The sequence below is a fragment of the Fodinibius salsisoli genome (assembly GCF_026229185.1).
GTDB lineage: Bacteria > Bacteroidota > Rhodothermia > Balneolales > Balneolaceae > Fodinibius > Fodinibius salsisoli.
Genome location: NZ_JAGGJA010000005.1, coordinates 295,003 through 314,684 on the forward strand (window position 1 = coordinate 295,003; position 19,682 = coordinate 314,684).

General features: G+C 45.7%; 12 protein-coding genes. 6 read left to right on the forward strand and 6 right to left on the reverse strand.

All coding sequences use genetic code 11. The annotated features are described in order from the left end of the window. Positions 1-121: 121 nt before the first annotated feature. From J6I44_RS09510 to J6I44_RS09520, 3 genes are all read left to right on the forward strand, one after another. Positions 122-1,987 carry a BamA/OMP85 family outer membrane protein gene (locus J6I44_RS09510; RefSeq protein ID WP_265765854.1) on the forward strand — a complete coding sequence of 622 codons (1,866 nt, stop codon included), beginning with the start codon at positions 122-124 and terminating at the stop codon, positions 1,985-1,987. Continuing rightward, complete coding sequence (locus tag J6I44_RS09515) at positions 1,987-6,456, forward strand: translocation/assembly module TamB domain-containing protein (RefSeq protein WP_265765855.1); 4,470 nt, start codon at positions 1,987-1,989, stop codon at positions 6,454-6,456. The genes J6I44_RS09510 and J6I44_RS09515 overlap by 1 nt, the downstream gene beginning before the upstream one ends. A 214-nt stretch (positions 6,457-6,670) precedes the next feature. Further along, positions 6,671-7,774 (forward strand): aminopeptidase, encoded by a 1,104-nt coding sequence (locus J6I44_RS09520; protein WP_265765856.1) that lies wholly within the window; start codon positions 6,671-6,673, stop codon positions 7,772-7,774. A 54-nt stretch (positions 7,775-7,828) separates the two neighbouring features. On the opposite strand, the gene clpB is transcribed toward J6I44_RS09520, so the two are convergent. Then, positions 7,829-10,462: an ATP-dependent chaperone ClpB gene (gene clpB / locus J6I44_RS09525; protein ID WP_265765857.1), complete on the reverse strand. Its 2,634-nt coding sequence runs from the start codon at positions 10,460-10,462 to the stop codon at positions 7,829-7,831. Between the two features lie 256 nt (positions 10,463-10,718). Between clpB and J6I44_RS09530 the strand changes: the two genes are divergently transcribed. Beyond that, entirely contained in the window at positions 10,719-11,255 is a 537-nt protein-coding gene (locus J6I44_RS09530; protein WP_265765858.1) for a macro domain-containing protein, read from the forward strand. A gap of 158 nt (positions 11,256-11,413) precedes the next feature. Here J6I44_RS09530 and J6I44_RS09535 read toward each other — a convergent pair whose 3' ends face one another. Then, on the reverse strand, positions 11,414-12,190 hold the full coding sequence (locus J6I44_RS09535; RefSeq protein WP_265765859.1) for a S1/P1 nuclease: 777 nt from the start codon (positions 12,188-12,190) through the stop codon (positions 11,414-11,416). 103 nt (positions 12,191-12,293) lie between these two features. Between J6I44_RS09535 and J6I44_RS09540 the strand changes: the two genes are divergently transcribed. Next, positions 12,294-12,662, forward strand: coding sequence for a DUF2784 domain-containing protein (locus tag J6I44_RS09540; protein ID WP_265765860.1), 369 nt, complete (start codon positions 12,294-12,296; stop codon positions 12,660-12,662). Positions 12,663-12,766: 104 nt separating this feature from the next. Then, positions 12,767-14,164 carry a hypothetical protein gene (locus tag J6I44_RS09545; protein WP_265765861.1) on the forward strand — a complete coding sequence of 466 codons (1,398 nt, stop codon included), beginning with the start codon at positions 12,767-12,769 and terminating at the stop codon, positions 14,162-14,164. 168 nt (positions 14,165-14,332) lie between these two features. On the opposite strand, the gene J6I44_RS09550 is transcribed toward J6I44_RS09545, so the two are convergent. The 4 genes from J6I44_RS09550 to J6I44_RS09565 form a co-directional block, all read right to left on the reverse strand. Beyond that, positions 14,333-15,337, reverse strand: coding sequence for a J domain-containing protein (locus tag J6I44_RS09550; RefSeq protein ID WP_265765862.1), 1,005 nt, complete (start codon positions 15,335-15,337; stop codon positions 14,333-14,335). Between the two features lie 182 nt (positions 15,338-15,519). Then, positions 15,520-17,007, reverse strand: coding sequence for a Do family serine endopeptidase (locus J6I44_RS09555; protein WP_265765863.1), 1,488 nt, complete (start codon positions 17,005-17,007; stop codon positions 15,520-15,522). Positions 17,008-17,167: 160 nt separating this feature from the next. Next, on the reverse strand, positions 17,168-17,596 hold the full coding sequence (locus tag J6I44_RS09560) for an Hsp20/alpha crystallin family protein (RefSeq protein WP_265765864.1): 429 nt from the start codon (positions 17,594-17,596) through the stop codon (positions 17,168-17,170). Between the two features lie 643 nt (positions 17,597-18,239). After that, positions 18,240-19,622 (reverse strand): 3-deoxy-7-phosphoheptulonate synthase class II, encoded by a 1,383-nt coding sequence (locus J6I44_RS09565; RefSeq protein WP_265765865.1) that lies wholly within the window; start codon positions 19,620-19,622, stop codon positions 18,240-18,242. Positions 19,623-19,682 lie beyond the last annotated feature (60 nt).

Below are 19,682 nucleotides of genomic sequence, written 5' to 3' on the forward strand. Positions count from 1 at the left end.
CGACTATTAACATTGCAACAGAAGGAAATTAGTGGTCAATAATTATCTCAAAAGGTTTTGTATTCTGTGCCTGTTATGGAGTTGGAGTTATCCTGCTACTTCATTGGCAAAGGGAGAGGAGTTGCCTGAGGAGAAGGCCAGTCAGGTCTGGAATTTGGATATTGAGGGAAATGAGGCCTTTTCGGACATTATTATTAAGGATCAGATAGCCACCGACGCCTTTTCATTTTGGGAAAAGCTAAAGTTCTGGGATCGATCCGGTCATGAGTTAGATCAGCTGGAAGTGAAGAAGGATGTCATCCGTATTCAAAATTATTACAGTCGGCGTGGCTTTCCCAAAGTAAAAGTCCGTTACCGTATTGAGGAAGGAAACAAATCATGGAAGAAAAAGGTCGTTTTTGTTGTTCGGGAACAGCAGCCTATACGAATAGCAAGTATTGAATTTAGTTTTCAGGAGAAAAAGTACCAGGATAGCGTCTTGGAAGATCATCGTTTCCAGCGGACCGAAGCCCGAAGTGAATATCAGCCAAAGGGGATCTACGAAACGATTAAAAGGGGAGAGGTCGTAAGCAGTTATGTGCAAACGCTCCAAAATATGGGCTTTGCTTATGCCGAAGTTTCGGTTAACGCCCGGGTTGATACTGCTCGTTTTTCCGCCGATCTAACCATCGACTTGGATCTGGGTCCCTTGACCTATTTAAATGATGTATCTGTAGGGGGTGATAGTACGATTAGTGATGGATATGTAGTTCGTGAATCTGGACTGAGAAAAGGAAACCAATATAGTCTTGATGCCATACAAGAAGCACAGCGCGAAATTTTTAACCATCACTTATTTCGTTTTGCAACCATTAATATCCCGAAGCAAGAGCAAGATTCTACCCTGGATCTTTCTATACAAGTACACGAAAATAAATTACGTACCATTGAGGCTTCGGCAGGTTTTGGAACCGATGAATATTTGCGTGGGCAAGTAGGATGGACCCATCGTAATGTCTTAGGCAAAGGGCATCAATTTACCAGTACCCTTAAGGCCTCATACATCGAGCAGACTATTAACCTGGATTATCTTTTGCCTTACGTTTTTAATACGAAGAGCAGCTTTGTTATTTCACCTTTTGCCCAGCATCTGTTGGAGGAAAGTTATGAACTCTCACGTATGGGAATCACCAACAGTTTAATTTATCGGTATAGCCGTAATGTAACCGGTTCGCTATCCTACCAGTTTACCAGGAATACCGAACTCTCCCAGCAGCAGGATGAGAGCCTGCCCGACACCACACAGAATTATAATCTGTCCTCCATCCAGCTAAGCGGCTATTATAATCAAGGCTTTGGACGGCGCAGTCAGCAGGGATGGGTGGTACAGCCTTATGCCGAAATATCGGGTTTCTTGGGGACTTCTACCTTTCAATTTCAGAAGCTATCGCTTGATATCCGTCGGTACACTCCACTTACATCCACAACAACGCTGGCAACTCGGCTACAGGGAGGTAAAGTGTTTGCAGCGCAGGAAGACTCGCTCCCCAATAATATCCGTTACTACGTAGGCGGAACCAACTCAGTGCGTGGATGGAGCCGCTACCAACTGGGGCCCAAGCGCATAGTAACTGATAGTATTGACACGGGCAATGGAGAAGCCGATAGTACGTTTTTTAGCCGGTATATACCCACCGGTGGACGCACTTTTGTGGCATTTAATGTTGAGGTCCGCCAGGATATTGATCCCCTTATTAATAATTTTGGGCTAACGGCTTTTTTGGATGGAGGACAGGTATGGCGAAAACATCCGGATATAGACTCGCGACCGCTGCAGTTTAGTGTCGGAGGCGGCGTGCGGTACGAATCACCTATTGGACCAGTCAGGCTGGATGTCGGATATAAAATTAATCCCTCAGATGCTGACCTTAACAGGTATCGGGGACGTAGTCATGGCAACGCCTGGGATCGTATTGGCATTCATGTAAGTATTGGGCAAGCATTTTAATGAACAAAAAATCGAAACATAATTCGCAGAGAAACACACGCCGCAAGTGGCCGTGGATATTGCTGTGTAGCCTGTTAGTTGTAGTGGCCCTGGCCCGCCTGGCCCTGATGACCGATCCCGTCCACCAATGGATTAAACAGGCCATCGTCAGTGCTGCCGGAGAACAGCTCGCGCCCGAACTTTCGATTGGTAATATCTCAGGGGATCTCTGGAAAGGAGCTACGCTGAGCGATGTGCAGCTGAGGGCGGATCGCCCCATTGCATCCATTGATACCGTGCAGGTAGAATATAACGTCTGGAGTTATTTTGGTGAAGCCCTGGAGATAAAGAAAGTCCGAGTGGTAAATCCTTTATTAACGCTGAGGCAGGAAACAGACAGCAGCTGGAATGTTCAGCACTGGATGAAAGATACAGGTACAGCGCAAGATACTACAGGAGGAACATTCCCCTTTGTTCTATCAGATCTGTTGATTGAAAAAGGGAAGTTTGAGGTGGGGATGCTTCAGCTACCCCAGGATTCTTCGATCCTTATTGATGAATTGAACTTATCCAGCCGAATAGCCAATTACGGAAAGAGCTACGAAGCAAGTCTCCGTTCCCTGACTTTTAATGTCCAAAATACCAACATTGATGCACCGATCACTATTGAAACCGCGGCAGAAGCAGATTCTTCATCAATAACACTGGAAAAACTGGCGGTTGCCACTGGTCACAGTCTGTTGAATGCTTCGGGTCAGGCCCATTTGGCTGATTCTACCGCGCATTTTCAGGCAGAAGCCTCTCCCGTGGGGTGGCAGGATCTCGCCGCTTACGCCCAGACGCTCCCGATTCGCGAAGACATTAACATGTCGATAGACCTTAAGGGGACGGTCCCTGATTTTGAATTGGCTCTTAGAGCTCATGCAGAAGGTATTGAAAATGTTTTTCTGCAAAGTCATTTTGAATATGATTCGACCCTAACACTGACCACCTTTCAGTTATCAGCAGGGCAACTTGACCTGCAATCATTTACCGGCGATACGTCGATGCCCAGTATCAGGAACCTTCAGTTTCAGAGTCAGGGTCGTATTCCGTTAGAAGCGTATCAAGAATCCCAACTAGAGGGGACTCTGTTAGTGGAAGATATAGGACTGGCTGAGTACCACCTGGATCGGCTCCAAGGGTCGTTCAATCTTCAAAACAATCGGGCCACTGTGGAGTTGATGCCTGCCAATGGCAAAGAGCAGCTAACTTTTTCTGCAGATATTTTCCGACTTTGGGATGAAGATCCCTTGCTTCAGATGAAGGCCGGGGGAACGAATCTTCATCCCCAAAATTGGCTGCCGGGAGAAACTTATACGGGGCGTTTATCATTTGAGGCCGCCATCGATGGCAACGGTTGGGTCCCAGAGGAGGAGTTATGGAAATACCAGCTGAATATAGAAGAAAGCCAGTTGATGGATCAGCAGATCGAGAGGGCTTCATTCAGCGGATTTTTTAACCAAAACAGGCTGACCAACCAATCCAAACTTACTGTGGGTCGGAGTAGGATCGGCCTGCAAGCAGAGGTAGGTAGGCTTCAGAACACTCCTGAATTCAACTATTCATTAACTGCGGATAGCGTGAATTTAGCTGATTTCACGGGCCTTGAAAGGTATACGTCTTCCATTACAGCAGAAGTGGAAGGGCGAGGCAGCGGGACATCACTTGAGGATCTTGATATGAAAGCCGGCCTGAAGATGGGTCCTTCCATCTTTAGGGGAGAGCGTATCCAAAAGATGGCGCTGGATGTACACATTGCCGACTCGGTGGTCTCCGTAAGCCAGGGGGTCGTGGAAAGCGATATTCTGGCCGGAACATTTACCAGCCGTATTCACATGGAGAATTTGTATGCTCCGGCGAATGTGGTAGATCTGGATATGCAACTGAAGGATATATCTTCGCTGGCGGCTATTGCAGAGGTAGATAAGTTACAAGCTGCGGGTTCCATACAGGGACAGTTAATACCCACGGGGCAGGATTCCGTAGCTTTTGAAAGCACGGTTGATATAACTGACTTCAATTATGACAATCAATTTTCTGCCCCCAAAATAGCTGGAGATTTACGTATTGATCTGGGGGAAGAACCCCAATATTCACTGGATGTTGAGGTGCAAGATCCCACTGTGGCTTCAATGGAACTGCAAAATATTAGGCTCAAAACTGATGGCCAGTTTGCAGAACATATAAGGGGCTCTTTTGACCTTCAGCTGGCCGGTCGGGGGAAAGACCAGATTAGTCAGGCTGGTAATTATTCACTGGGTGAGGATACAACGGCTATATCGTTATCCAAATTCGATTTAACCACCGATTTGCGAACGCTTTCCTTGCAACGTCCATTTCATGCGATGGTGGAGAAGGGGGTTATTCAGACAGATACACTGCACCTGAGTACTCCGGATAATTCAGCCTTCATGGAACTGGCCGTTCCCTATGCCGATAGTTTTCACCAAAAGGGATATTTTAAAGCGAAGGAATTAAACCTAAAGGCTATTCAGGATGGTATTTTACATGAGTCATATTTTACGGGCATCCTCTCCGGGGAGTTCCAGGTGGATCGTACGGATACCAGCATGACGGCCTCCAGTGACGTCGTGATGTCTGACTTGATGTATGAGGAGACAAAGCTGGATACCTTGCGATTGCAGGGGGATATTGAGAATGAAAACCTTGTCGGTATGATGGCATTACATCAGCATGGAGATTTGATTGCCGAAGGGAACCTGGATATTCCTTTTAAAGTCAAGGATCCGGATCAGTTACGAGACAACTTTTTCGAGCGTCCGGTGAGCGGAGCCTTACAGCTTCATGCGGTTAAATTGAGTCGTTTTAGTACACTATTAGAACAATGGGGTTATGAAAATACGAAGGGGACATTGCAGTTTGATGGTCAGTTGAAAGGAAAAGCTGGTCAGCCGGAACTTAATGCCGCCCTGAAGCTTAGGGAGGCCGAACTTTCGGGAGTGCCTATCGATTCGCTGATCGCTTCTGTAGAATACGACCACCAGGAATCGAGCCTTGGGTTAAACGCCACGCTCACCTCACTCAAACAGAAAGCCCTTGAGGCAAATGCCCTAATGCCACTGGAGGTTGATCTGCGGAAATGGGCGGTAGGATTACCCGATCCTCAGGATAGTATTTCGGTAAACATCCAAACTAATCAGTTCAATCTACGGGCCTTAAATGACTTTTTGGATCGTAGTGTGACCCGCGATTTAAAGGGAGAAGTGAATGGTCAGGTTCAGATCAGCGGTCCCCGTGAAAACCTGCAGGCTGAGGGCAATATTACGCTTGCTGGTGGAGCAGTTCGAGTTGTTGATGCAGGCATACGGTTAGAAAATATGCAGTCTGCGATCCAATTTAAGCCAGATCGGGTAGAGTTGACTAACCTGCAAATAAACAGCGGTAGAGGAAGGTTGAATGCACAAGGAGTTTTGGCCCTGGAGCAATTAGTCCCCGGTGATATTGACCTCAAGATTCAGGCCGAAAACTTTAAGGCAGCCAACACCGAAGAATATAATGGCATTGTTAATCTGGATCTGGAGGTGGATGGTGAAGTTTCTAAACCACATTTGAGTGGTTCCGTCGATATTGTCAATGGATTCGTGAAGCTTGATAACTTTGGCGAAAAATCGGTGGAAGAAGTGAGCTTGGATACTACATTAAATGCTGAGCCTAACATCAGTCTGTATGATTCCCTCAGCATGGACATGGACATCAATTTTAATAGACGATTCTGGGTACGGAACCAGCGTTATTTAGAAATGGAACTTGAGCTGGATGGCCAGATTGATGTGCTCAAAGATACGGGTAAAGATTTGCAGATCTTTGGAACCTTGACGACGGCTAATGGATATGCTGAACCCTTGGGCAAACGATTTGAGCTGGAGGAAGGGGTACTGGCTTTTTCAGGTCCACCGGATAATCCCCAGGTAAATGTTCGAACGCTTTATGAACCACCACAGGCGGAGCAGGAAATTAAGATTTGGTATGTCATTGAAGGCACGGTGGAAGAACCGAAATTTAAATACGAGAGCAGCCCGCAGATGGACTTGGCCGGCATCATCAGTTATACGCTCTTTGGGCAACCTTTTTATAAGTTGAATCCTGCTGAGCAGTCGGTAGCCAGCACCAGCAGTAACAATACCGCCGCTGATTTTGCAGTAGAAGTGCTGTTGGATAGAGTAGAAGCCTTGGCTACACGTCGGCTGGGTATTGATGTAGTGCGTATCGAACAGACCAGGATAGGCGGGGAGAGTGGTACATCCATCACAACCGGATGGTATATTAATCCCAAAGTATTTTTTGCCATCCAAAATGTGATTACGGGTTCAACGCCAACGACGGGCTTCTTCCTGGAATATTACTTGAAACAAAACCTAAAGCTCATCCTCAGCCAGGGGAATGACAACCGCCAGGGCGTAGACGTGCAGTGGGAGCATGATTATTGATGGAGCTATGAGTTTTGAGTAATGAGTTATGGGTAGGTGAGTAGTGAGTATTGAGTTTCAAGGAATGAGTTTTAAAATTATGCTGGTACCACCTCCGTCGGGGATGGGTGGATAAATATTAAGTAGAAAGTTTTAAGTATTAAGTAGAAATCGAAGTATCTTGTCATTCCGAACTTGTTTCGGAATCTACGTGCCAAGAAAAACAGATAGTATAATGTACAGTAACGAAGATCAACAGTTAGCAAAGAAAATATTAAACTATAGCTGTGAGCTACAAGAAGGCCAAAACGTGATGCTCCAGCTGGTAGGGTTGAACGGAATCGGTTTATTGCGGGCACTCGTTGAAGAGACCCGCGCCATGAACGCCCATCCGTTTGTTCAGATTGAAGATACCGAGATTCAACGTGTACTCGCTGAGACGGGCGACAAAGCTTTTTGGAAGAATCAGGCAAAGGTCGATCAGCTGCCACTGATGAAAAATATGGATGCCTTTGTAGGTATTCGCGCTTCGCTGAATATCTATGAGCAGGCCAACGTAAGCAAAAAAGCCAATAAGGCCTACGCCGATTATTTTGCCGATCCGGTGCATTTTAAAGAGCGGGTCAACAACACCAACTGGGTGGTGCTCCGTTACCCTTCAGAGGCTTTTGCCATGAACGCCCGGATGCCAACACAGAAATTTCGCGAGTTTTATTACAAGGCATGTTTGCTGGATTACAGCGAACTGGAGGAAGCAATGAAGCCACTGCAGTCCCGACTGGAAGAAACAGACAAAATTCAGCTCAAGGGCGAAGGCACTGATATCGAGTTTTCGGTCAAGGGACAAACCTGGATTCCCTGCTTTGGCAAGCGAAATATTCCGGATGGAGAGCTTTTTTCATCCCCCATCCGCTCCTCAGTTAATGGACACATTAGCTATGCCCCGAGCGTATACCAGGGCAAGCCGTTCGAGTTTGTGAAACTGGAAGTGCGCGACGGGGTGGTCATCGATTTTGAATCATCCGACGATGAATCTCTTGAAGAAATCCTGGATACCGATGCCGGGGCTCGCCAGTTTGGAGAGTTCAGTTTTGGCTTGAATCCAATTATTGAGGAGCCGATGTACGACATCCTGTTTGATGAAAAAATATATGGTTCCAATCACCTTACGCTTGGTAATGACTACGAAATTGCGCCCAACGGAAACGAAAGCAACATCCACTGGGACCTGGTTTGCATTGGTGCCGATGTGTACCTCGATGGCGAGAAAGTGCGCGAGGGGCGTACGTTCATTGCTGATGACTTGAAAGGATTGAACCCGGAAAAGCTGTTGCAGTGAACAGTAAGGCAGTAATTTAAACTGATCACTGCCTACTGCTAACTGTATACTGCTTTAATCCGCCCAGGCTTCGGCATCATCAAATACTTGGGCAAATTCAATATGGCTGCCGTCGCTGGCGAGGGTAGCTTCATACTCTACGGGATCCTCTTCTTCACGCTGAATCAGTTTTGTAGCCAGGCGGTTGGTAATCTCCGTCTGAATGAGTCGTTTCAACGGTCGTGCACCATAGACCGGATCGTATCCGCGTGTGCTCAGCCAGTCTTTGACTTTGTCGGTCAGGTTGACTTTTACATTGCGCTTGCCCAGCATCTCATGGACACGCTTAAGCTGGATATCCACAATTTTGCGCAGATGCTCTTGACTCAGCGGATGGAATACAATGATATCATCCACGCGGTTTAAGAACTCGGGACGTATCGTCTTTTTGAGTTGATCAATGAGCTGGTCTTGCAGCTTGTTATACACCTCGTCGGTGAAGTTGCCACCCACTTCTTCGATCTTGTCAGAAATCAGGTGTGAGCCAATATTACTGGTCATAATGATGATGGTATTGGTGAAATCTACAGTCACACCTTTATTATCCGTCAGACGGCCCTCATCAAGCACCTGCAGCAGGATGTTAAACACATCCGGATGGGCTTTTTCAATTTCATCCAGCAGGATGACTGAATAGGGCTGGCGACGGACGGCTTCCGTCAGTTGTCCACCTTCATCATATCCCACATATCCCGGAGGGGCACCCACCAGCCGGCTGACGCTATGCCGCTCCATATATTCACTCATGTCAATGCGGACCATAGCATTTTCGTTATTGAAGAGAAAGTCGGCCAGCGAGCGGGCCAGCTCTGTCTTCCCCACACCGGTAGAGCCGAGGAAAAAGAAAGACCCAATCGGTCGGTCTTCATCCTGGAGTCCGGCGCGCGAGCGGCGTACAGCATTGGAGACGGCTTCAATAGCAGGGTCTTGTCCGACGACTCGTTTGTGAAGCTCTTCCTCCAGGTGCACCAGCTTTTGTCGTTCACTCTGCAGCATTTTGGTAACCGGGATGCCTGTCCACCGCGAGACAATGTCAGCTATATCTTCACCTTCGACCTCTTCTTTGAGCATGGCGCGTCCTTCCTGGATTTCAGCCAGCTTGTTTTCGGTTTCCTCAAGGTCCGTTTCCAGCTGATTGATCGTGCCATAGCGCAGCTCGGCGACTTTCTCATAATTGCCTTCACGCTCTGCCTTTTCAGCTTGGTTGCGGGTGGTTTCTATTGCTTGTTTGAGCTCGCGCGTTTTCTGGATATGTTCGCGTTCAGTATCCCACTGGGCCCGCATAGAGCTACGCTGCTCTTCAAGATTGGCCAGTTCTTTATTGATGCCTTCAATTTTAGTTTCGGCATTATCGCGTTTTAGCGCTTCTCGCTCAATTTCTAACTGACGGATTTGTCGCTCAATGCGATCGAGCTCTTCCGGCATAGAGTCAATTTCAAGACGTAGTCGCGAGGCGGCCTCGTCAATAAGGTCGATGGCTTTATCCGGAAGAAAACGATCAGAGATATAGCGGTGTGACAGTTCGGCTGCGGCTACAATAGCACTGTCTGTAATACGAACGCCATGGTGCAGTTCGTACCGCTCTTGGAGTCCACGCAGGATGGAAACCGTATCTTCCACTGAAGGCTCCTGGATTTTTACGGTCTGCAGCCGTCGTTCCAGGGCTTTGTCCTTTTCGATGTATTTACGGTATTCGGCCAAAGTGGTGGCACCTATGGCATGCAACTCGCCCCGAGCCAATGAAGGCTTCAAAATGTTAGCAGCATCCATCGATCCTTCAGAAGCACCGGCCCCAACCAAGGTGTGGATTTCATCAATAAAAAGGATAATCTGTCCGTCGGAATCCTGAACTTCATTAACAACTGCTTTCAGGCGTTCTTCGAATTCGCCACGGAACTTGGTTCCGGCCATCAAGGCACCCATATCGAGTGCTACAATACGTTTGGATTTGAGCCCTTCTGGAACATCACCACGGTTGATACGAAGCGCCATCCCTTCAGCGATGGCGGTTTTACCGACACCGGGCTCGCCAATCAGTACGGGATTATTTTTCGTTCGCCGCGAAAGAATCTGCATGACACGACGGATTTCCTGGTCACGGCCAATGACCGGATCCAGTTTGTTTTTTTCGGCTTCTTCGTTCAGATCGCGGGCATATTTTTTAAGAGCGTTGTACCGACTTTCAGCATTGGGATCGTCCACTTTTTGAGAGCCGCGTACATCCTGCATTACTTCCAGAACATGATCTTTAGTAACGCCCTGCTGTTTCAATTCCCGGCTGGCTTCGCTGTTGGTCGTAAGCATACCTACAAGCAAATGTTCGGAGCTAATGTATTCATCACCGAGCTCATCAGCGGATGATTGAGCGTGGTCGAACAACTCTTTGGAATCATTTGATAAATACTGTCCGGAGACGGACGCTCCTTTTACAACAGGGAGCTTCGAAATGCGTTGCTCCATTGTTGTTTTAAGGTGAGGCAGACGCACGCCCACTTTATTAAGAATCGTATTAATTACATTTTCGCTATCCGCCAGTAGTGCCAGCAAAATATGGGCAGGCGCCACCGCTTGATGGTTGTTGTTGGAGGCGAGCTCAACAGCGGCTTGCACTGCCTTTTGAGCTTGAAGGGTAAATTTATCCAAATTCATAATGCTGTAATCCCTGCGTTAAATTTCATAGTTTGTATTTTCTGTTATTAAAGAAGCTAATATCATACCGCATTGTATATTATGTCTATTTTTCAGTGTTGGTCTGCCATAAAGATGATGGTCGGATCTCAGGGCTGCAACAATGATATGAAGTCTGACATTTCTGAGTTGGTTTTGGCATCTTTGACAGCCTTTTGAAGTAATAGAACTATGAATTGAATCCTTGTATTGATAAAGGTATTAAAAAAGGGGATATATGAGAAAGGTAACGATTAATGATGTGACGCTCGAACTAAGCAAGGGCGATATTGCCAGTCAAAGCGATATTGAGGCCGTAGTCAATGCCGCTAATGCGCAGCTTAGGACTGGGGGCGGGGTAGCCGGAGCTATCCATCGGGCAGCCGGACCTGGTTTAACGGAAGAAACACGGTCTATGGCACCGATTAAGCCCGGAGAAGCGGTTATATCCGGAGGGCGTAACTTGCCTAATAAATATGTTATTCATTGCTTGGGTCCGGTGTATGGACGGGATAAGCCGGAAGATAAACTGTTGGCTTTTTGTTATAAAAATGCCCTTAAGGTAGCCGAAGAGCATAAAATAAAAAGCATAGCTTTCCCGGCTATCTCAACGGGAGCTTTTGGATATCCCCCAACAGATGCAGCAGAAGTAGCCATTAAAACTATCCGAACTATAATCCCCAAATTACAATCGGTACACCTCATCCGCTTTGTGCTATGGGGTGAAGATGCGATGCAAACCCACCAGGATGTGATGAGGCAAGTTTTTAAATAACCAATACTCAACAGGGAGGGATCAAATATTTGGGTGTTTATTCTTCTTAATGATTATCGATTAAAGATTCCTCTTCCTAGAAAACGGGTCATTGGGATGATATATACAGCAATAACAGGCTTATTTAATAACCCATCTAAATTGTTATTCGATCTTACCTATCCATAGATCTGGTTAAGCACATAAGCCAATCGTACGCCCGCTTTAAGAAGTTGTTGATCTATTGTTTCCCTATGTAGATACATATACCGGTAGCCAATCTGTTTATCTTCAGGTAATGCATAAGCCGCGTCACGGAGTTCTCGCGTTTCATAGGCCCAACCTAAGACATCCCCTTGCTGCCACTGTTCCAGTTGCTTTTGGGAAGGGTGATTGATGGCGTTAGAAAATTCCGTATAACTTAATTTCGTTTCATCAATCATTTCTGAATCCCACACCCGGTGCAGGTTCGAAGGTTCGTAAAACCACTCTACCCGGGTATCATTACCACCGCGGTCTTTGCCCGTGCCAACGTGCATCGGCTGGTGAAGGTCGCCAATCAAATGAACCAGCATTTTAAGTTTCTCAGCTTCTTCCTTAGCTGGAAGGTCTCCCATTTTTAACTCCTCAATAATCGTTCGAAGTGCTTTGATGAGGTCGCCATTGGGATTTTTTTCCGTCTCGTCGTAGCTCATGCCATCAGGAAGCGTAACCCAATGCCAGTCATGGGTATGGTCATAGTGGTCGTCCGAACGAATTTTATCCATCCAGGTGCTGGCAATGGCCAGTGATTCGTGGCCCAATACCCTATCGAGCTCATTTTTTGTCTCTTCATTAAGATAGTCAGTCGCAATATCTCCAACAATTCTATGTCCTGTTTTGCCCCATTTTTCAGAATTTAGATGATTTGGTGTAGGAAAAATTAACAAAAAGCTCAGAATGAGAAGAAAAGTCATAAGTCGATGTTAAGCGATGGTTTTGAGTCAATTTCTAATATCATACATTACCTTTAAAAGGTAAATAAATTCTAAAATTTTTAACACCGGCTTAATACACAGAATGTACGAGCTGCTTGATATATTTTTTCTATCATTCCATACAGCTTTAATTCTATTTAATCTGTTGGGTTGGATCTGGAAAGTAACGCGGCGGTGGAATTTGTATTCCCTGCTTGCCACAGCGTTTTCATGGTTTGTCCTTGGTATTTGGTATGGATTTGGATACTGTCCCTGTACGCACTGGCACTGGATAGTACGGCGTCGGTTGGGACACACGGATATGCCAAGCTCGTATATCAAATTTTTAATTCAGGAGTGGACTGGATTCAGCATTGAAGCAAATATTGTGGATGCCGGAACGGCTATTTTCTTTTTCCTGGCATTAGGTATTTCGATATATCTGAATATTAAAGACTATAAGAAAAAGTAGATTTATTTAGAATTATAGCATGAGTTATCGCATGGATATGTGATGGACTTCTTCTCCTTTCTCCATTAACTATTTGTCTGACAATTCATTAAAAGCATATCAGTATGAAATATACAATCGCTACGCTCTCATTTTTGTTACTTTTTACCGGTCTTACGATGGCTCAACATACAACCGGTTTTTCGGACCCGGATGATATTCAGCAGCTGCTGGAGTACCAGCTGCCCGATTGGGGATATTCCAATTTTTTGTTGGATTTTTCTTCGGGCGGATCATTTATGAATTCATTGGATAAGGATGCCGGACCAGACCAGGAACTCAGTCGACGTGATGTCAACTTTATAATTAATCCCCAATATAATTTATACCGTGAATCGGAGAGACGTATTTTAGAGTTTGATAGTAATGTGGAACTCAATTATGGTGCAAGAAAAGATGAATCATTACCGGAAGATCAAACGGTTACAGACAGGAGCTGGGAAAGTAATCTTGGTTTTGATTTGGCACTACGAGAATATATTGCTCCGAGTATTTTTGTGATAGGCAGGGAAGATCTGGGAGTTGCTTACAGGTCGTTTTCTGAGGAAGAACGAATAGGTGAATCACTAAATCAGGATGAGGAGCGCTTTAGACGAAATATATCATCGGAAACACGGTTGGGTATCGGTATCGGACGCGTCCGTAATGTAAGTCCGGTGATTCGGGCGTTACGGCTCAAAGAACGATACGGAGTGCTAACGAATAGTAACCAATGGAATAATGAAGAGATAAGAGCAACAGCCGATATCTTTACCAAGTACGATGGGTATCAGCAGCGGTACGAGCGACCCGAAAAGCATTTTTGGCAGGCCATGGATGAGGCTACCAGTGGTTCTATAAGTGCTTTAGAAGCATTCGATATGTTTTATTTAACGGATGTTCTTGACGAAAGTATCGGCCAGCGATTAGAGGGTTGGGAATTATCTGGTGGTGGAGTTTTTGATTATAGAAACTCATTAAGTCGTATTGACACTCCCTTTCAGGATCCATCCTTTGAACGGTCAATAAGTATTTCTAAAAATGCGGGGGCATTTATTGAGGGACGATGGTTTAACAACCTTTCGCTTAATCATCAGCTTGGTTTTTCTGCTGATGCAAGTCGAACCTATCCACTCGATGCAAATGCAGTTGCAAAATGGAATACGGATGTAAGAGCGGAGCTAAGCTGGCTGTGGAATTTGGCTGACCGTTTTCTCATGAATACCCAGCTCAGTAATTTATATAATACATTCAAGAGAGAAGACGATGGATTTCTGGATGGAAGAAGATCCTGGTATAACAGATCTCAATTGAGCAGTAGTTTTATTTATTTCATTGAAAACCGTCTCGCTTTCAATGTAGCAGTACGCTATTCTCTTAACTACAACAGCCTAAATTTGAGCGAGGAATTCTACGACAAGCGAGATACACGGTTAAGTTTTTCAGCCGGAGTAAAATACTACTTCAGCCGGAACCTGTATTAACTGCTTTGCCAGTTGAGTCATAATTGTTAGAAACCGAGTAGAATGTATTACATCTTTAGCTCGGGAATTAATTCCCGCGTTCGCGATAAACGATGATAGTATAACTCAATGGATCACATACTACCAGGGGGGCGATCTCTAACTGGTAACCGAGCAACACGGCTTTTTTTATAATTGCGACAATTGCTCAAACAGCTCTTTCTGTTTGTCAGATAATTTTTCGGGGACTTGTACCTGGATGCGAGCAAAAAGATCTCCTTTTTGAGAAGCAGATTTAAATTTGGGCATGCCCATACCGCTCAGGCGAAAGAGCTTACCGCTGGAAGTGCCAGCCGGAATGGTAATCTTAACTTTTCCACCCAGAGTGTCAACGACGGTTTCGCCCCCCAATACGGCCGTGTAGAGATCCACCGGATGATCCAGATAAAGATTGTCTCTCTTGCGCTCGTAATGGTCAGGCATGTCTATCTTGACGGTTAGAACAAGGTTGCCACGGGCGCCCCCCGAAGGACCGGTCAACCCTTTTCCCTTAAGCTTCAGCTTCTGTCCATCACTGATGCCAGCCGGTATTTTAACCTTCATCTTTTCGCTGCCAACCCTTACCGTGCGCGATGTCCCTTCATAAGCCTGCTGTAATGAAATTGTTACATTGGCTTGTATATCTTTTTTAGTGGCGCTTTTCTTGCCTCGGTTACTTCGGCTATAAGTACGTGCCTGTTGCTGTTGGGCTTGTCCAAAGGGGCTTCCTCCACCGCCAAACAGTGTTTCAAAGAAGCTGGAAAATGAATTTCGTCCGCCTTGACCCTGCTGGGCTCCTCCCTCAAAGATATCATTGATGTTAAATCCCCGCTGATACCTTTGCTGGCCACTAAACCCGCCTTCCTGTCCATGTCGCCGGGCGTAGGTTGACCAATTGAAGTCTTGGGCACTGCCGCCGGCACGTTGATACTGTTTCCAGTCTTTCCCGGCTTTGTTATAGAGATTTCGTTTCTCCGGATCGCTTAAAACTTCGTAAGCTTCTCCCACTTCCTTGAACTTATCTTCAGCAGATTTATCATCCGGATTTTTATCGGGATGGTATTTGGCCGCTTTTTTACGGTATGCCTTCTTAATCTCATCCTGAGAAGCATTCTTGGAGACACCTAATATGTCGTAATAATTTTTGTATTCCATCTCTAAAATATAGCATCATCACAGGTTAACATTCTACAATGTATAGAAAAGCAAATAAAGTGCCATAGCTAAAAAACTAACGAATTGACAAAATGGAACCTATATTTCGTCAGCTTGTCATAAAAAAAGCCCCTCCGATCAATTCGGAGAGGCCATCAGGGGTTAAAGCCGTGTTGGGGATACTACAATTCGAAGGCAACAAGTTGTGAATTACCTTGGCGGATAACGCGAAGTAGAACGACGCCATCCTCGGAATCTGCTGCTTCATTGATAGCAGATCTGAAATCGGAGACATTCGTTATGGGCTCGCGATTGATTTCAGTAATAACATCATACTGCTGCAATCCTTGTTCCTGGGCTGAACTGCCGCTTGCTACCTGTGTAACAACAACACCTTGCTGTCCAGCATCGAGGCGTAGCTGTTGTGCAATTTCGGGATTAAGGTCACGCACTTTGAATCCTACACGATCATCCAGTGATTTATCGGGTCTGGTTTGTTGGGTGCCGGCCACTTCGCTGGGCTCTTCACCAAGGGTAACCGTTATTTCTTTGGTTTCTCCATCCCGGTTGATCGTGAAATCGATCTCCGTTCCGGGTGCCGATGTTCCAATTTTCGTTCTGAATGCATACCAGCTTTTAATGGGCTCGCCATTGATGGATTGAATAACATCATCTTCCTGGATACCAGCTTCTTCTGCAGGTCCGTCTTCCTGGACGGAACCAACAATAACACCATGAGCTTTATCCAGTCCTAACGCTTTAGCCATCGTGGCATCCACATCGCCGCCGTGAGAAATACCGAGGAACCCGCGAACAACGCGACCGTTTTCGATAATGGATGTCATAATGCGTTTGGCAATATCGATAGGTACGGCAAAACCAATGCCATCGTTACCACCCGAGCGGGAGGCAATGGCTGAATTAATACCGACCAGTTCGCCATCCATGTCTACGAGCGCGCCGCCGGAGTTTCCGGGGTTAATGGCGGCATCAGTCTGAATAAAGTTTTCATATCCGGCCTGGTCGCGCAGAATGCCAATGGTTCGGTCTTTAGCGGAGACAATCCCCATGGAAACGGAGTGAGCTAAACCGGCTTGTAGTGGACTTCCGATAGCAAGCACCATCTCGCCCACGCGCAGCTTTTCGCTGTTGCCCAGTGGTATAACATTCAAGTCCGGGGCATCAATTTTAAGGACCGCAATGTCCGTCCGTGGATCGGCGCCCACAACTTCGGCCGTATACTTTTGATCGTTGTAGAGCTTCACTTCCACTTCATCGGCATCATTTACAACATGATGGTTCGTCAAAATATAGCCTTCCTTAGCAACGATAACGCCAGAGCCTAAGCCCTCTCGCTGATATTCTCGTGGTTCGGCACGGGGATTTCCAAAGAAACGAGACAATGGATTTTGACGTGCTTCTACTGTTTTCTTTACACTGACTGTAACGACCGTTGGATTCGTCTGATCAGCAATATTTACAATGGCATCATTGAAATCCTGAAGCGTAGGAGACGCTTTTTGCTCTGACTTAGGAACTTCAGTTGTAGCGGTAAAGTCAGGAGTTGGTAGTACAGAGGCTTGTTTCGAATCAAAGTCTACCGTCAAAAACCCTAACAGTACCACGGCAGCCACTATCCCAAGCAGGTGTGTTAAACGAAATCTCTTCATATCAAACTCCGGTTTAAATAAAAGTTAATAATTTTGTATTTCCTGATAGTTCAGATAACCATTTAAGGCCACTTATTATTGTATAGAAGTAGAAAATTTTGTTGGAAATAAAAAAGACGGAAGCTGCTTTTCAGGCAGCTTCCGCCAGTGGGATAAAAAGTTAGCTTATTTCAATCTGTTTTTTCACTTTCTCTTCGTTTTTGTCGATGGTAATATTCAAGAGTCCATCTTCATACGAAGCATTTATCGTTTTCTCATCAACATTGTCTGGTAGTTCAAACGAACGGTTGAAAGAGCCATAGTTGGTTTCTACCCGGTGGAAGGTTTTACCTTCTTCTTGGTTTTTAAACTTCCGCTCACCGCTAATAGTTAACCGGCTGTTTTCCAGGTTGATCGAGATATCATCTTTTTTCATGCCGGGCAGTTCAACAGAGATATGGAATTGTGAGTCCGTCTCTGAAATATCGATTCCCGGTGTGAAACTATCACGGCGCGAATTCACAGCATCATTGAAAAATTCGTCCATTATATCAGAAAATCGTTTTGATGCAAGGTTACTTTTGGGTCGATTATATCGAACAAGTGTCATAGTTAATACCTCCAAGAGGATTTTTTTAAAAGTTAGTTTTTTAGTCAAACTCACTTTTAATGGAGCAATACCTATGCCAATGGAGGTTAGAGATGGTGAATATGACATTCAGCCAGCGGTGAACTGCGCTTTTTTCAGAAGAAATATGACAGACTTAAAAGTTGTCATTTGTCAAATAGACAAAGCGACAGCCTCACTGTTTTTGTGGCAGGAGTTAGTAAATTGGTTATCAATTCTTGGTGATTTGCGGTAAAACTCAACAACCAACTTATTTACCAGTAATGGATAAGGGGCATGCTCTATATAAGAATTCAATCTCCCTAAATCTCTCTTCTCCAAAGCCTGTCCCGATCACTTTCGGGGAGGGAATCAAAAGGGTTTTTATGGCATCCTGAGCGAGATCGTAATCCAAAAGTTCCTCCTTGGCGAAGAGCCTGTCCGCCTACCGGCGGAAGGACAGGAGAATTGACCTATCTTATTGGACCCAATCAGCTCTTTTATGTGCTTGAAGTTGTTAGGAAGTTTCATGCCTGATGGTAAACTCTTCGGGAGTTCAACTCCCTCAAAAGCAATGGGTTGGTTATTAGTGTAGTGGATGTCTGAAATAGAAACCACTAACTAATAACCAGTAACAATTAACTAACTAGGCATAGCTTTTTTTCCATTCTTTGGCTACGAGAAATGCCATTTCGAGGCTTTGCTCGTAGTTGAGACGAGGATCGCAGTACGTTTCGTAATTATGGTGCAGTTCGCCTTCGTGTAATCCTTTGGCACCACCAACACATTCCGTGACGTTATCGCCGGTAAGCTCGAGATGCACACCGCCGAGGTAACTACCCTGGTCGCGATGGATAGCAAACGTTTGGCGAATTTCCTTAACCACATCGTCGAAATTACGGGTCTTGAAATCGTCATCGGTGGCAAAAGTATTGCCGTGCATAGGGTCGCATGTCCAAACGACGGGCATACCTTCGTGCTTAATTCTATGGATAATATCGGGCAGTCCTTTTTCGACCTCATCCTTGCCAAAGCGGCTGATAAGCACAATTTTACCCTGTTCATGGGTCGGATTCAACCGGTTGATGAGGTTAAGCATTTCATCCATATCGTAATTGGGCCCAATCTTAATGCCAATGGGGTTACGGATGCCGCGGAGGTATTCAACATGAGCGCCATCAATATCGCGCGTACGATTCCCCAGCCATATCATATGGGCACTCAGATTGTACCAGCCTTCACGACGAGGCACTTTACGTGTTTGAGCAGAATCATAATGCAGGTTCAGTCCTTCGTGCGAGGTATAGAGATTTACCTTCTGGGCCGTATCAAACTGGTTAGGCGTAATAGTTTCCATAAAGCTTACCGCTTTCTGGATGGAGTTAACCATCGCCTCGTACTCTTTGTAGTACTTATTTTCTTTCATGAAATCCAGCTCCCAGTATTCGGGGTGATGCAGATCGGCAAAGCCTTCATCAGCCAGCCCACGCAAAAAGTTGAGCGTCAGGGCCGCTTTATTGTAACCGGTGAGCAACCGCTGAGGGTCGGGCATGCGTGCCTCACGGGTTGGGGTAATGCTGTTGATCAGGTCACCGCGGTAGTTATGAATTTTTTCGCCATCTACTACCTCATAATCTCGGGATCGGGGCTTGGCATACTGACCGGCAATACGCCCAATCCGTAATACCGGAGTTTCCATCTCATGGATCATGATGAAGCTCATCTGCAGGAGAACCTTTAACAGGTTAACAATCTTAGGAGATTTACACCCCGCAAAGCTTTCAGCACAGTCGCCCCCTTGCAGCAGAAAGCTCTTTCCGGCTGCTACATCAGCCAACTTATTTTTTAGTGCTTTGACTTCCCATGATGTGATAAGCGGCGGATTATTATGAAGTTCCTCATAGACCCGTTCCAGTTCCTGTTGATCAGGATAGGTTGGGAGTTGTTTAATTGGAAATTCTTTCCAGGATGTCGGAGACCAGTCTTTGGGATTTGCCACTTCGGGAGCTACGGTTTGTTCAGAAAACATGATGTTGTTAATTCACAGTAAAATTATAAACTGTAGAAAATACATAAAAAAGGGAATGTG

Bases quoted from the DNA above. Each gene is read 5' to 3' on its own strand.
- J6I44_RS09545 (WP_265765861.1), top strand. From the start codon at position 12,767: ATGAAATATACAATCGCTACGCTCTCATTTTTGTTACTTTTTACCGGT.
- J6I44_RS09540 (WP_265765860.1), top strand. From the start codon at position 12,294: ATGTACGAGCTGCTTGATATATTTTTTCTATCATTCCATACAGCTTTA.
- J6I44_RS09515 (WP_265765855.1), top strand. From the start codon at position 1,987: ATGAACAAAAAATCGAAACATAATTCGCAGAGAAACACACGCCGCAAG.
- J6I44_RS09550 (WP_265765862.1), bottom strand. From the start codon at position 15,337: ATGGAATACAAAAATTATTACGACATATTAGGTGTCTCCAAGAATGCT.
- J6I44_RS09560 (WP_265765864.1), bottom strand. From the start codon at position 17,596: ATGACACTTGTTCGATATAATCGACCCAAAAGTAACCTTGCATCAAAA.
- J6I44_RS09520 (WP_265765856.1), top strand. From the start codon at position 6,671: ATGTACAGTAACGAAGATCAACAGTTAGCAAAGAAAATATTAAACTAT.
- J6I44_RS09555 (WP_265765863.1), bottom strand. From the start codon at position 17,007: ATGAAGAGATTTCGTTTAACACACCTGCTTGGGATAGTGGCTGCCGTG.
- J6I44_RS09535 (WP_265765859.1), bottom strand. From the start codon at position 12,190: ATGACTTTTCTTCTCATTCTGAGCTTTTTGTTAATTTTTCCTACACCA.
- J6I44_RS09530 (WP_265765858.1), top strand. From the start codon at position 10,719: ATGAGAAAGGTAACGATTAATGATGTGACGCTCGAACTAAGCAAGGGC.
- clpB (WP_265765857.1), bottom strand. From the start codon at position 10,462: ATGAATTTGGATAAATTTACCCTTCAAGCTCAAAAGGCAGTGCAAGCC.
- J6I44_RS09565 (WP_265765865.1), bottom strand. From the start codon at position 19,622: ATGTTTTCTGAACAAACCGTAGCTCCCGAAGTGGCAAATCCCAAAGAC.